The following is an 11,778-nucleotide window of genomic DNA, read 5'->3' on the forward strand; positions in this document are numbered from 1 at the left end:
TGTGGAGGGTGAAATGGCCCTGCACTTCAGCCGCGTCGAGAATGGCGATCTGGAGATATGGATTGCAAGCAGCGACGACTATTCATTCGTTATCAGCAACGAGAGCCGAAGTGGACCTGGGCTGCATGGAGAGCCGGGCTTTGTTGCGTCGTATCGCCCCGACTTTTTGAATATGCCGGCGGCTCTAGTGTCCGGATCGCCCTTCAGCACGTTCGCTGAAGCCGAACGGGCCTGCAATGCGTTCCTGGGTCGCCTCATTATCGAGGGATAACGGCCACGCCAGCGTCCGCGTTCTCCACCGTAAAATCACGGGGACGCTAGGTCTACTCGGCCTGCTTTCCTGCCCGCATAGGTTGCGATACGATACCCCTTTGATTGGGGTATTTTGTATGAGCGATACTAATTTCCCCATGCAGCCGACCGAAAGCAGCAACCAGAGCGCGCCCTCTTTTGATGCTAGATTTTACATCATGATCGTCGTAGCGGCGGTTTCTCTTCTCGCGGTGCTGCTCCTCAGCGGCGGAAGTAGCGGACTTCAGGCGGAGGCCGAAGCGGCCGTGCGCAAGTTGATGAAAGATCCGGACGCCGCAATGGCGGTGCTACAAGGCGGCCACGGTCCCGTAGCTCAACTGTATGGAGTAGCGGATTTCTACTCCGCGGGTTGCAGGTTCGAATCCTGCCGGGATCGCCACTCATGATTTCGACCTTTTAGATTTCAGTGGCTTACGTCTGTTTTTGGCAAACTGGATTTGCAGTTTGCCAATTCCTGTTCCGGTTATGAGCTTGCCGGCCTCAGCCGCCAGACGCTTCCGGTTTGCTTCTTCGGTGTAGCGCTCAGCCTCGCTCAGCGTGCGCCATCCAAACCAAGACATCAGTTGATGTGCAGTCGCGCCATAGTCTGCAAGGCGTGGCGCCGCGGCTGCCTGAACGTTTGCTGTCCGCGTGACATCAGGCGAGCGCGGATTGGCGTTCGGCTAGGCGGCGACCAGCAAGGACATCTCGGCAGCTGTGTTCAGGCCCCAGAGGGCGCCCTCCCCTAGCCGCGCGTCATGCCTCCGCGGGCGAAGGGATACTTTGGCGGGCGCGAGCGTGTCCACCCAGCGGGAACTCTTGATCAACCGAGAGTTTTCTCCCTGGCACCGCACATCTTCCTGAGCATCCGGCATTGGCAGGAGCGGGCCGGACGAATAGGCTTGGGTCCAATTGTAGCGAAACACTTTCAGCACGTCTCACAGGGGGAGTACGGTGAGGCTCGTTTATATCTCCGTCGGACTCTTGATTGGATTTAGTGGGTCCTCTATTTCCGCCGCCGAGAAGCCAGTCGTTGAACTTCTAGCAGCCTGCGATCAAGTTGCGGCTCATCCATTTGATAGCACGCGACCAGCGAGAGTTGCCGGCGTCAGTTTTGAAAAGATCGTCGCAGAGGTCGCGATCGATGCATGCGAACGCGCAGCGAAGGTGGCCCCAAACAATCCCCGGATCGCCATGCAGCTTGGTCGGGCATATCAGGCCGCAAAGAACGCTGATGCGGCCCGGCGGCAATACTTGAAGGCGTCCGAGGGTGGCAGCGTTCAAGCTACGGCCAACCTGGCGTCGCTTTATCTGATTGGAGAAGACGACATCCCGAGGGATGACGCCGAAGCGGCCCGCCTGTCGAAAATCGCTGCAGACCGCGGGAATGCGCAAGGTCAAAACGACCTCGGAGTTCTTTATCTAGGGGGGCGTGGCGGGCTTCCCCAAAATGATGTTGAAGCCGCTCGTCTTTTCAGGCTTTCCGCAGATCAGGGCTTCCCGCCGGGGCAATATAATCTCGGCAAATTCTATCAAACGGGACGTGGCGGCTTAGCCAAAGATGAGTACGAGGCCGTCCGTCTATACAGAACAGCAGCAGAGCGCGGTAACGCCTTCGCGCAAGTCTATCTCGGGCTCTTTTATCTCGAGGGACGCGGCGGAGTCACAAAAGATGAACGTGAAGCAGGCCGACTCTACAGATTATCGGCCGACCAAGGTAATGCTCTCGGACAGGCCTATCTAGGACTCGCCTATGCGCGAGGTCGCGCAGGGTTATCAAAAAACGAGCGTGAAGCTGTACGACTTTTTAAGCTTTCGGCTGATCAAGGTAACGCTGTCGGCCAGCTGAACCTCGGATTTGCCTATGAGCGCGGAGAGGGCGGGCTAGCAAGAGACGATCGTGAAGCTGTGCGTCTCTACAAGCTGTCAGCTGATCAAGGCAACGATCAGGCGCAAAATAACTTGGGCGCGGCCTATTTGCGCGGCTCTGGTGGCTTAACTAGGGACGAGACCGAAGCAGTACGGCTTTATAAGCTCTCAGCAGAACACAGGAATGCGCTGGCGCAGGCGAATCTAGGACTTGCCTATTTGCGCGGGCTCGGAGGACTGCCCAAAGATGTCGTGGAGGCTGTACGGTTTTTCAAAATGTCTGCAGAGGGTGGTAACGCTCAAGGTCAGGCAAATCTCGCAGCTGCATACGAGCGTGGCGACGGCGGGTTAGTAAAAGATGAGCGCGAAGCCGTCCGTCTGTACAGGTTGGCCGCAGATCACGGAAATGGTTTTGCCCAAGCAGCATTGGCCCGTCTCAGCATGGTTCGGCCCGCGGCATCTCCGATAACGACCGAACAATCTGTAGGCGAGGTGCGCGTGAGGATGGTTTCAGGCAACGGGACCTTTCACGTGCCCGTTCTCATAAACGATACTCTAAAGTTGAACTTCGTTGTTGACAGCGGCGCCTCTGACGTTTCGATCCCCGCCGATGTTGCTCGCACCTTGATGAGTACCGGCACGATCAACGAAAGCGACTTTACTGGATCGGCGAACCATCGCCTTGCTGATGGTTCAATTGTCTCATCAAGGACGTTTATCATCAGATCTTTGACGGTTGGAGATCGAACGGTGACCAATGTTCGTGCGAGCATCGCACGCGCGAATGCCCCTTTGCTGCTTGGACAGTCCTTTTTGAATAGGTTCAGGTCTTGGTCACAGGATAACGTGAGTCACGAGCTTGTACTGCAATAGCTTTCTACTCTTGCCGCTCGTTATCCTAGTCGTCGCCGCGGTCGCACTCATCGCCAAGGTCAACAGCTTCGGTGATCCGGGATAGAAGGTTGGCGCAACGTTCCTCGTTGATGGTGCGTTGCTGGAATTCGGGACGTGCCACCAATGGGAGGCCTCTTCAACGGAGGCCACCATGCTCACCGAAGCCAATTCGCTTTCCCTGAAACTCAGCTGCATCCTCGAAGGCCACGCAACCGGCCCTCTCGGCATTGCCGCGCTGGTTGCCGTGGCAGTCCTGCTGCTCGCTCGAAAGAAGCCAAATTGAGCGGCCCAGGAATGGGCACGGCCCCAGTCTTGGAGTACCGGGGCCGTGGGGCATGGAGGCGTCGGGGTTTGGGGGACTTCGACACCTCGCATCGGGGAATTCAGACCCGCCTGCGTATCCTCGTCAATGGCTCAAACGGATCACCTCGCCAGAGTAGCTTGGCATTGCCATTGCTGCTTCTCCAAGGCCGGGGATTTCAGTGTCCCGGTTCAGGAAGAAACCGCCGCCGGGCGTGTATTTGTGAGACCGGCGGCGTCTTTTCTTGGGACGGTCAGAACGCGTAATCAACACCGCAGTCCCGTAAAATCACGACCGGGACAGGACCAGGGCAGCTGGCCTCGGCCGGTTAGGTTAAGAACAATACCTCGTTGCTGCATCGCAGATTGCTGGGATAAACCTTGGCGTGACGTTTGAATATTTTTGAACATTGCCGGACGGCGACACCGATTTCTTCCAGTCCGCGCGAACAGTTCTATTTTTCAGAAGCAATCTTGATCATGACTGGTTCGTTGAAAAAGATGCTGAGCTGGGATGCTGCTGCGGGAGACGACCCAGCGCAGGCGGTTGCCTGCGCTGTCCTGTTGTGCCTCACGATCCTTGCCGTAGTGCTGATATTTGTCAGTGGCGGCAGCCATCCCGGGATCGACTTTTCGTGTTTCTGGGGCGCGGGCACGATGGCGCTCGAGGGCCACGCGGCGGCCGCCTACGACTGGCAGCAACTGCATCAATTGCTCATCCGGATGCAGCCGATCATTCACGCCGCGTATCCCTACGATCAGATGCCGGTTCCGTTTTTCTATCCGCCGGTATTTTTCCTGGTTCTGGCACCGCTGGCGCTCCTGCCGTTTTGGATCGCGTTCTGGGTTTGGAGCGCGGCAAAGCTGCTATGCTGGCTGCTCGTCGTTCATGCGATCCGGCCACGTTCCGCCGCAATGCTGCTTGCGCTCGCCGCGCCGCCGGTCTTCTTTGATTTTATTGCCGGCCAAAGTGCGCTGCTCGCGGCATCGCTGCTCGGTGGCATCCTGTTGACGTTGGACAGGCGCCCGCTGCTGAGCGGCTTCCTGCTCGCGCTGCTCATCTTCAAGCCTCAATACGGCGTTCTGCTTCCTTTCGTGCTGATCGCGACCAAGCGCTGGCGTGTCGTCGTCACGGCCAGCCTCGTGGCGCCTACCCTGATCCTGCTCACGGGGATCATCTTCGGCTGGGATACTTTCAAGGGATTTCGTGAAGCGGCAACTTACGCGGCGACGCAGTTTCACCTCAGCGGCGCACTGCCATGGTACAAATTGCAAAGCAACTATGGCCTGTTTCGGTTTGCCGGCCTGGACTACGGACCGGCGATGTCGTTGCACGTCGCAATCGCGGCGGCCTGCGCGATTTGGGTGCTGATCATCTGGCGTCGCCAGGTCAGCTTTTCGGTGCAGGCCGCGAGTCTGCTGGCGGCAACGCCACTCGTTTCTCCTTATTTCGCCATCTACGATATGCCGATCCTGGCGATCGCGCTGGTCTTTCTCATGAATGCGGGCACGGACGAGCGGATCGCGCCGCGCTCCAATCGTCGTGTCTTCCGGATCGGTGTCGGCATCGTGTTCCTGCTGGGATACGTATTCCCGCTGGTGTTGTGGCCGGTCGGCCCGCTCATGTGCGCGACCGTGATCGCGGTCATCTTGATGAGTTACCGCCATCGCACGGCGAGCGAGACAACCACAGCCGCACCGTTGCGAGAGCCGGCGAGCGTTTGAGGGTCGCGTCCGCAGCGGGAGGCGCCAGGCCGCGGCTGGGGCAAGGAGCTCATACGTTCGGGTCCTGCCCGTATCGGCTCGCTATGAAGCCATTTTCCGAAAGCCACGAAGCCGGCCGGAAACAAACCCGGCGTAGCGTCCCATTATTGGACCAAAGGGGATTCGGTCATGTGGGATTTCATCAACGAATTGTATCGGGATTTTTGCCTGGCTCGCCTGCACGAGATGCGGAAGCTCGAGCACCATAGCTGAACGGGCGCGGAGCATGGACAACGATCAGCCCTTGGCCGGCGCCATCGTCACGGCGATGGTGATTGCCGCGGTGGTCTGGGCCACCATCGGACCTCCGCCCGGGCACAAGAATGTCAGCGACCAGCACCAGACGGTCGCCAGACGCTAAATCCCCGTAAGACTCCGGGGCATTCGAACCTTGGCGCCGCTCTTGCAGACAGACCATGACTGGGATTGCGGGCCCAGATTGAAACAGGGCGCCGCCGGGACAATCCATTTCGAGCCCGGCGGCGTAGTTTTTTTTCAGACTGAGCAACGTGGTCGTCGCCGGCGCATGTTTGCGGCGGGGTGATCGGCTGCCCCTTAACTGGCGGATGTGTCCGCTAGCTCAGCCGGATCGCCCGCAAAGGCCCACCCGTTGGCGGCAACAAAACCCCAGCTCTAAAACTCTCTTAACCACAAGCGAAGGCCGCGGCCGAGATCGTGGAGCGATTGCGCATCGATCGGCGTTGTACAGCCCCATGCGTACGACCGGTCATTGGGTGCTGCTTGCGATGTGCGGCGTGGTAGCTCTCGCCGCGCCCATCACGACGGCCGAGGCACAACAGGTGCAGGCCGGAACGCTCGCGTGCCGCGGCGGCCCCGATACCGGTTTCATCCTGGGCCCGGTGACCAATCTCGACTGCGTGCTGCACGTCGAGAGCGCGCCCGACCGCCGCTACGTCGCAGCCATTCCCAACCTTGGTGTTTTCATCGGCGATCAGGACGTCGTGTTGAGCTGGAAGGTGATGGCGCCGGTGCCGTGGCTCGGGCTCGACGATCTCGCCGGCAGTTACGCGCACGCCAGCGGCGCCGGCGACAATGTTCTCGCCGGCGGCACGCATGCGACGATCGCGTTGCATCCGCTCGATGACAAGGATCCCGCAATTCCGCCGGTGAAGATCGAGAGCCTGGAGATTCGGCCGATGGATCACTGATCGCGGCTTGAGCCGCGTGCCGGCGGCCCAAATGCACAGCGCCGTCCGCTTGAAATATAGGCGGACGGCGCTGCTCCTAGCCCCAGGAAGGTGATGCAAAATCCTGACGGCTCCAACACTGCACGTTCTGTGCCAGGCATCATGGCCCATATGGGCTATTTAGCTGCAGAGAAACGAAGGTAGGCTAAGCATCGAGGCGCTGGTGACGGTGCCTCACGACCAAAGTGTCAACTTGGCCTCGGCGTGGCCCACGCGCTGAGGCCTTTTCTTTTTGATGTTCACGATCTGCTCTGAAGTCGCGTCTTGTTCCTTATCATTCAGCGCACGAATGCTTCCGTAGTTCTCCGTGCGTGAACAAAGTTCCAGCAGCGCTTGCGCTGCCCGACGCATTCGGTTCGCAACGTTGCAGGCTGCCGCGATGGTTTGCGGCGCGCTTCGCCTCGTGATTTCTTGGTCCGAAATTGCCTCCGCAAAGCTATTGTGAGCGCGCGCTGCTCGCCGATACTTCAGGGCCGTCATGGAAGATTCCGTCCAGATCCGTTGCACACGCTGCAAGAACGTCTTTCGCGATCGCGCCAAGCGGCTGCAGAACGGTTACTCGCGTCAATGTCCAAGCTGCGAGATCGTCCTGTTCTTCGACGAGGACTCGCACGATGCAAACATCAAGCGCGCGATGCGCACCGCGCGGCGCGCACGGACGGAACTACGCGAGAGCGAAGGCGTGAGCACGAGAAAGGCCACCGCCGCCCCACGGCGATATAGCGGCCGGTCGGCATCGAGCTCGCGCGGAACTGAAGACGACGGCGACGATTGAAGGCGCCGCGGGCTATCGGATTATCCGCCGCGGCCGGCATTCTCCGACGCGCGGTCGAGCCATTGGCGGGTCGCTTCGTCACTCCAGCCAGGAACGGCGAAGCGCCCCGGCGGCGTCGCATCCGCGGAGGCGCGAACGGTTGCGGGTTGCCGTGCGTGAGGGTGACGCCGTGATGCGGCGTCCGCGGACGCGCACAGCATGACCAACAGACCAAGTGCCAAGACAAAGCGCATCGCATTTGCTCCTGACCACCATCGCGATCGCGCCGTGAGCACTCTCACCTCGCCCGCTTGCTCGGCCGATGCGCCGTTCCCACGCAAGTCCCGCCTGCCCTCAATTCCGCGAGCATCTGGTCGATCCGCTTACGCGTGATAGCAGCCCGCACCTCTGGTGCGTCGATCACGCCGCCTTCCCGTCGCCGGATCAGGACGCCCGCTTTGCCTCGACGTAGCGCTTGAAATTATCCAGGATCGCCTGCCAGCCGCCGCGCTGCTGCTCGACCGAATGGGTATCCTCGCTGTCGAAGCCGACCTGCACCTTGACGCCGCCGGCCTCGGGCGTGAATGCAACCTGCGCGGTGCGATCACCGAACGAATATTCGAGCAGCCGCGGCGCCTCGACCTTGGTGTAAGTGCCGGCGAAATCGAACCCCATGCTGCCGTCCTTGGCTTCCATCCGCGACGAGAAGGCGCCACCGGCGCGCAGGTCCACGGTCGCAGCGGTGGTGTGCCAATCGTCGGAAGCCGCATTCCATTGCTTGATGTCGTCGGGTGTGGTGTAGGCGCGCCAGACATCCGCGATCGGCGCGACAACGATGGTTTCGACGGCAATCCTCATATGCGTTCCTTCGTCGTGATTGAATGAAATGGGTGCGCCCCCGGCCCGGGGGCGGCGGATCGCGGTCACTCTACTAGGGCTATCCGCGATGATCCACCAGCGGACAGCGCCTGCCCGGGCCGCCCGGGACATGAGGCGGCAAGGATACCGTTCGACGAACCAGATGGTCTGTGGCCAGCACAAGAATTTCGTCAGGAATGACCGTGTATGGAAGACGGGTCCAACGCCCGGAGAGGACGTCATGCGAAACCTGAATACCGTGCTGAGCAAGCTGAACGACCGCCTGCTGCGGTTGGAGGGCGAGCTGTTCGTGCTGCGATCGATCGCCCGCGCCGCCCTCACCGCCGGCGACGAATCCGCCGTCCGTACCCGCAAGCTGCTCGAGGGCGCCAAGCTCGCGCTGTCGGACGAAGCCGAGCGGCCGCTGGACGCCGCGACCGAGAAATACGTCGCGGCTGCGATCGCCATGGTCGACGAGCTGCTCGAGAACCCTCGCGAGGCGACGCCGCTGTTCAGGGTGATCGACGGCGGCAGGCGCGACGATTAGGCCGCGATCAAGAGTTACGGACCGTGCTTAGCTCGCGCCCTGCACGGCCCTGTCATACGCCTCGATCGTCATCTTCGCTCGGACCGCAACATCCGCCGCCGTCATGCCCGGCTTGTAAAGGCTGCTGCCGAGACCGAAGGCGCGAATGCCGGCCTTCACATATTCTGCGAAATTCTGGTCCGAGACGCCGCCGACGGCGGCGATCATCGCATCCGCCGGCAGCACGGCGCGGATCGCTGAGATGCCCGAGGCACCGAGCACGCTCGCTGGAAAGAATTTCAGGCTCGAGGCACCGGCACGCGCCGCAAGCAGCGCTTCCGTCGGCGAGAACACGCCGGGCATCGTGACCATCGCGTAATCGCGGGCCCGCTTCAACACGTCGACATCGACGTTCGGCGACACCATGAGGCGCCCGCCGGCGTCGTGGAGACGATCGACATCAGCGGCTGATAGCACCGTGCCGGCGCCGATCAGGACATCGGCAGGCGCCCGCTTCACCGCGATCTCGATCGAACGGAACGGCTCGGGCGAGTTCAGCGGAATCTCGATCGCGGTCATACCAGCCTCGATGAGCGCACTGACGATGCCCAGGGTCTCGTCCGGCCTGATGCCGCGCAGGATCGCGACCAGCGGACGCTTCATCGGCGGAAACGGAATGCTCATGCGTTGATCCCTCAATTCTCCCAGATCGCCGCCGCTGCGCCGGCGAGGCCACGGCGAACCGCCTCCTCCGCATCCATGACGTTGAGCGGAATCGAAAGGCGTTGCAGCGCGATCTGATAGAGCCGTTGCAGGCGGCCCGACGCGATCAGCGTCACCGGCGTTGCCTGCTCCCGCTCCGCAAGGCCGGCCGCCAGTTCGGCACCGATCAACGTGCCCGAGATCGTCTCGCGCGCGGCCTGCGCGCTGCCGCCGAACAGCAATTGCCGCGATCGCACGCGAAACAGCAGATTGGCTGAAAACGCCGGCGTGGCGAACGCCTCCATGACGGCCGAGCAAAACGCATCGGCATCGACAGCCTCATCCGCGCCCGCGATGGCGTGTGACAGGATGGTGTCGCGCGCGACCGCGCTGAACAATTCGCCGGTCATGAAGGTCGCAAAGCGTTCGACTGTGCCGCCGCGCAGGTGCACCCATTTGGAATGTGTTCCCGGCAGGCATACGAGCGCCTCGCCCGACACGTCCAGGCCGAGCGCACCGAGCAACTGGGTTTCCTCGCCGCGCATCACGTCGGGAGCCGCGGCATCGCGCTGTGCGATCCCCGGCAGGATACGAATGTCACGCGCCTGCCCGCTGACCACGGCGGCGCCCTTGAGGACGTCGGAGAGATGCGCCGGCGTGTCGATATAGCCGGCCTCGACCCAGCCCTGCCGGGCACCCGCCATGCCGCAAATGACCACTGGCAGATTGGCCGGCGCACCCAGCGCGTCCAGATGCGATTGCAGCACGGAGGCAAAGCCGGTCCTGGCAGCCGCCGTCATGCCCTCGTCGCTGCGACGTTCGCCGAACACCTGGCCGCCGGCATTCATCAGCCAGAGCCGGAAGCTGCTGGTGCCCCAATCGACCGCGACATAGGAAGGTCCGCTCACCGCGCTCTGTTCCACGCTCTCAGTTTCCGGCGCGGCAATGGCGCCGCTGCTGAGACGCGATAAAGGCCTTCCTCGCGCTGCGCAAGGCGGCCCGTAGGCGTGATGCCACGAGGGTCCGTTCGCGTCGGATGCACGCGCGGCTCGGTTACCGCGCGCCCTTCAGCGTACAGGAGGTCGTGCAGGTGGTGACGTTGCCATGGTCACACTTGATGCAGGCGTTGACGCACTGATCCATGACCTTGGGATTGTACTGACTATAAAGATTGGCCGCGCAGCTGTTGGTCGATCCCGTGACCTCCGGGTCGTTCCAGCAACCGGACAGTAAAAACGCTGCGGCACTCAAAATGGCGACCTTGCGCATAAGGCCTCCTGCCACGCTCTATCCAAGTAACCTTGATGGGTTAGGTTAAAATCCGGTTTCAATTGCGACCTTATTCGGAAGCAGTATTGCTTATCCACCGGACATTTCCCCAAGGTCCGGGCCCACACCGGCAAGGCCGTCAGGCGACCCCGCCTGGCGGCTTTGTTGCCCAGCAATGCACAAGGATACCAACAAGATGGCCCGAAAGCCGCGGTGGTCGTTCAAGGAGGACCGACGACTGATGGAATTGGCGCGCTCCTCCAAGACGCTGGAGGAGGTCGTGAAGGCGACCGGCCGTTCGCCGGAGCGAATCAAGAAGATGGCGATGCGCCTCGGCCTCTCCATCAAGCCGCGTGGCGCCACCAAGAAATGATTTGAAATACGGCCGCGCGACGCCTCAGCCGTTCGAGCGAAGTGAGCACCGGTTGGTGTGACGACGAGGCGTCAGCAAACGAAAACTAGGGCTCCGGCGGACAATCGTCCTTGGCCCGCACCGGGATCGCCTTGACCTCGCCGTCGATCTTGGCCTCGCGCTCGGCCTCATCCGCCCGGGTGCAGGTGGTCAGCACGAAGGCCACCCTGCTGCATTGCCATCCGGGGCCCAACCCCGCGCTCGACACCTGTTCGGGCGATGCCAGGGTGAGGGACGCATACGCAACCAAAACGGCACCCGCCGCACCTGCGGCAGCCAGCGCCGCGCCCTTTCCGGACCACAGCTTGGATATCATGGCCTTGGTTCCCGCCGATCTGGGACGAAATGAGGCAGCCCGCCTGTCCGCGTGTGACCGGAATCACAACCGGGACCAAACAGTTCAGCCCGAGTCATTGGGTTTGATGTGGGAGTGATATTGCACTGCCGCAAGGCGGGTCAGCGTGCCGGCTCGATCACATTACAGTTGGACCGGCCCGACATCACACAGTCCTGCATCTTGCTCGCCGCCGTCAGGTTATGCGCAAGCCAGAGACCGACCGCGAGCATGACCGCGGCCACCAGCAGTCCGATCAGCGCGCCCCGGCGGCTGCCTCCATCTTCGGGTTCGCTCATCCTTGTTTCGGTTCCCGGTTGCAACGCGCGCATCATGACCGTTTGCACGGTTGCGTGCGATCAATTCTGCAACAGTGGCACAGCGAAATGCGCAAGCCGCGGCTACCGGCGCCGCAATTCGATTGCAGGCAGCGGCGACTCGCGAAACACTACCCGCTGAAGTGGAGCGCGTGTGCGGGGCGTGCCGGTGAGCGAACAAGAAGCGAGTTACGATTATCAGCGTTATAGGCAGCTGCTTTCGGAGGCTGTCGACGAAACCAGCAGGCTGCGACTGATCAGCCTGCTGATCAGCGAAAAG

Annotated in this window: 15 protein-coding genes and 1 tRNA gene; 9 read left to right on the plus strand and 7 right to left on the minus strand. The window is 61.5% G+C overall.

What is annotated here, in order from left to right:
- The first annotated feature begins 13 nt into the window (after positions 1–13).
- The 7 genes from QMZ05_RS19980 to QMZ05_RS20010 all read left to right on the plus strand — a co-directional run bounded on the left by QMZ05_RS19980 (position 14) and on the right by QMZ05_RS20010 (position 6,287).
- Positions 14–271, plus strand: coding sequence for a hypothetical protein (locus QMZ05_RS19980; RefSeq protein ID WP_353702299.1), 258 nt, complete (start codon positions 14–16; stop codon positions 269–271).
- Positions 272–614: 343 nt separating this feature from the next.
- A tRNA-Arg gene (locus QMZ05_RS19985) sits at positions 615–691 on the plus strand.
- Between the two features lie 554 nt (positions 692–1,245).
- On the plus strand, positions 1,246–3,033 hold the full coding sequence (locus tag QMZ05_RS19990; RefSeq protein WP_353702300.1) for a retroviral-like aspartic protease family protein: 1,788 nt from the start codon (positions 1,246–1,248) through the stop codon (positions 3,031–3,033).
- Between the two features lie 172 nt (positions 3,034–3,205).
- A complete protein-coding gene (locus QMZ05_RS19995; RefSeq protein WP_353702301.1) occupies positions 3,206–3,337 on the plus strand; it encodes a hypothetical protein in 132 nt (43 codons plus the stop codon).
- A gap of 410 nt (positions 3,338–3,747) precedes the next feature.
- The gene (locus QMZ05_RS20000; protein ID WP_353702302.1) at positions 3,748–5,079 is read left to right on the plus strand and encodes a glycosyltransferase family 87 protein; all 1,332 of its coding nucleotides are present in this window, start codon (positions 3,748–3,750) and stop codon (positions 5,077–5,079) included.
- A 265-nt stretch (positions 5,080–5,344) separates the two neighbouring features.
- Positions 5,345–5,479 (plus strand): hypothetical protein, encoded by a 135-nt coding sequence (locus QMZ05_RS20005; RefSeq protein WP_353702303.1) that lies wholly within the window; start codon positions 5,345–5,347, stop codon positions 5,477–5,479.
- 352 nt (positions 5,480–5,831) lie between these two features.
- On the plus strand, positions 5,832–6,287 hold the full coding sequence (locus QMZ05_RS20010; protein WP_353702304.1) for a DUF992 domain-containing protein: 456 nt from the start codon (positions 5,832–5,834) through the stop codon (positions 6,285–6,287).
- A gap of 213 nt (positions 6,288–6,500) precedes the next feature.
- Here the strand turns inward: QMZ05_RS20010 and QMZ05_RS20015 are convergent, their stop codons facing one another.
- Positions 6,501–6,806: a hypothetical protein gene (locus tag QMZ05_RS20015; protein ID WP_353702305.1), complete on the minus strand. Its 306-nt coding sequence runs from the start codon at positions 6,804–6,806 to the stop codon at positions 6,501–6,503.
- Between the two features lie 718 nt (positions 6,807–7,524).
- Positions 7,525–7,938, minus strand: a complete 414-nt coding sequence (locus tag QMZ05_RS20020; protein WP_353702306.1) for an SRPBCC family protein — start codon at positions 7,936–7,938, stop codon at positions 7,525–7,527.
- Between the two features lie 241 nt (positions 7,939–8,179).
- On the opposite strand from QMZ05_RS20020, the gene QMZ05_RS20025 reads away from it, so the two are divergent.
- A complete protein-coding gene (locus tag QMZ05_RS20025; protein WP_353702307.1) occupies positions 8,180–8,485 on the plus strand; it encodes a hypothetical protein in 306 nt (101 codons plus the stop codon).
- A gap of 27 nt (positions 8,486–8,512) precedes the next feature.
- Here QMZ05_RS20025 and QMZ05_RS20030 read toward each other — a convergent pair whose 3' ends face one another.
- From QMZ05_RS20030 to QMZ05_RS20040, 3 genes are all read right to left on the minus strand, one after another.
- Entirely contained in the window at positions 8,513–9,148 is a 636-nt protein-coding gene (locus QMZ05_RS20030) for a 2-dehydro-3-deoxy-6-phosphogalactonate aldolase (RefSeq protein WP_353702308.1), read from the minus strand.
- An 11-nt stretch (positions 9,149–9,159) separates the two neighbouring features.
- Positions 9,160–10,074, minus strand: a complete 915-nt coding sequence (locus QMZ05_RS20035; protein ID WP_353702309.1) for a 2-dehydro-3-deoxygalactonokinase — start codon at positions 10,072–10,074, stop codon at positions 9,160–9,162.
- A 145-nt stretch (positions 10,075–10,219) separates the two neighbouring features.
- Positions 10,220–10,435, minus strand: coding sequence for a hypothetical protein (locus QMZ05_RS20040; protein WP_353702310.1), 216 nt, complete (start codon positions 10,433–10,435; stop codon positions 10,220–10,222).
- 196 nt (positions 10,436–10,631) lie between these two features.
- On the opposite strand from QMZ05_RS20040, the gene QMZ05_RS20045 reads away from it, so the two are divergent.
- Positions 10,632–10,808 carry a hypothetical protein gene (locus QMZ05_RS20045; RefSeq protein WP_021079279.1) on the plus strand — a complete coding sequence of 59 codons (177 nt, stop codon included), beginning with the start codon at positions 10,632–10,634 and terminating at the stop codon, positions 10,806–10,808.
- An 85-nt stretch (positions 10,809–10,893) separates the two neighbouring features.
- Here QMZ05_RS20045 and QMZ05_RS20050 read toward each other — a convergent pair whose 3' ends face one another.
- Positions 10,894–11,163, minus strand: coding sequence for a hypothetical protein (locus QMZ05_RS20050; protein ID WP_353702311.1), 270 nt, complete (start codon positions 11,161–11,163; stop codon positions 10,894–10,896).
- Between the two features lie 140 nt (positions 11,164–11,303).
- Positions 11,304–11,480, minus strand: coding sequence for a hypothetical protein (locus tag QMZ05_RS20055; protein WP_353702312.1), 177 nt, complete (start codon positions 11,478–11,480; stop codon positions 11,304–11,306).
- Positions 11,481–11,778: the final 298 nt, after the last annotated feature.

It is taken from the genome of Bradyrhizobium sp. INPA03-11B (assembly GCF_040446015.1).
GTDB classification, from domain to species: domain Bacteria; phylum Pseudomonadota; class Alphaproteobacteria; order Rhizobiales; family Xanthobacteraceae; genus Bradyrhizobium; species Bradyrhizobium macuxiense_A.

Bases quoted from the DNA above. Each gene is read 5' to 3' on its own strand.
- QMZ05_RS19980 (WP_353702299.1), top strand. From the start codon at position 14: ATGGCCCTGCACTTCAGCCGCGTCGAGAATGGCGATCTGGAGATATGG.
- QMZ05_RS19995 (WP_353702301.1), top strand. From the start codon at position 3,206: ATGCTCACCGAAGCCAATTCGCTTTCCCTGAAACTCAGCTGCATCCTC.
- QMZ05_RS20005 (WP_353702303.1), top strand. From the start codon at position 5,345: ATGGACAACGATCAGCCCTTGGCCGGCGCCATCGTCACGGCGATGGTG.
- QMZ05_RS20010 (WP_353702304.1), top strand. From the start codon at position 5,832: ATGCGTACGACCGGTCATTGGGTGCTGCTTGCGATGTGCGGCGTGGTA.
- QMZ05_RS20015 (WP_353702305.1), bottom strand. From the start codon at position 6,806: ATGACGGCCCTGAAGTATCGGCGAGCAGCGCGCGCTCACAATAGCTTT.
- QMZ05_RS20020 (WP_353702306.1), bottom strand. From the start codon at position 7,938: ATGAGGATTGCCGTCGAAACCATCGTTGTCGCGCCGATCGCGGATGTC.
- QMZ05_RS20025 (WP_353702307.1), top strand. From the start codon at position 8,180: ATGCGAAACCTGAATACCGTGCTGAGCAAGCTGAACGACCGCCTGCTG.
- QMZ05_RS20030 (WP_353702308.1), bottom strand. From the start codon at position 9,148: ATGAGCATTCCGTTTCCGCCGATGAAGCGTCCGCTGGTCGCGATCCTG.
- QMZ05_RS20040 (WP_353702310.1), bottom strand. From the start codon at position 10,435: ATGCGCAAGGTCGCCATTTTGAGTGCCGCAGCGTTTTTACTGTCCGGT.
- QMZ05_RS20045 (WP_021079279.1), top strand. From the start codon at position 10,632: ATGGCCCGAAAGCCGCGGTGGTCGTTCAAGGAGGACCGACGACTGATG.
- QMZ05_RS20050 (WP_353702311.1), bottom strand. From the start codon at position 11,163: ATGATATCCAAGCTGTGGTCCGGAAAGGGCGCGGCGCTGGCTGCCGCA.
- QMZ05_RS20055 (WP_353702312.1), bottom strand. From the start codon at position 11,480: ATGAGCGAACCCGAAGATGGAGGCAGCCGCCGGGGCGCGCTGATCGGA.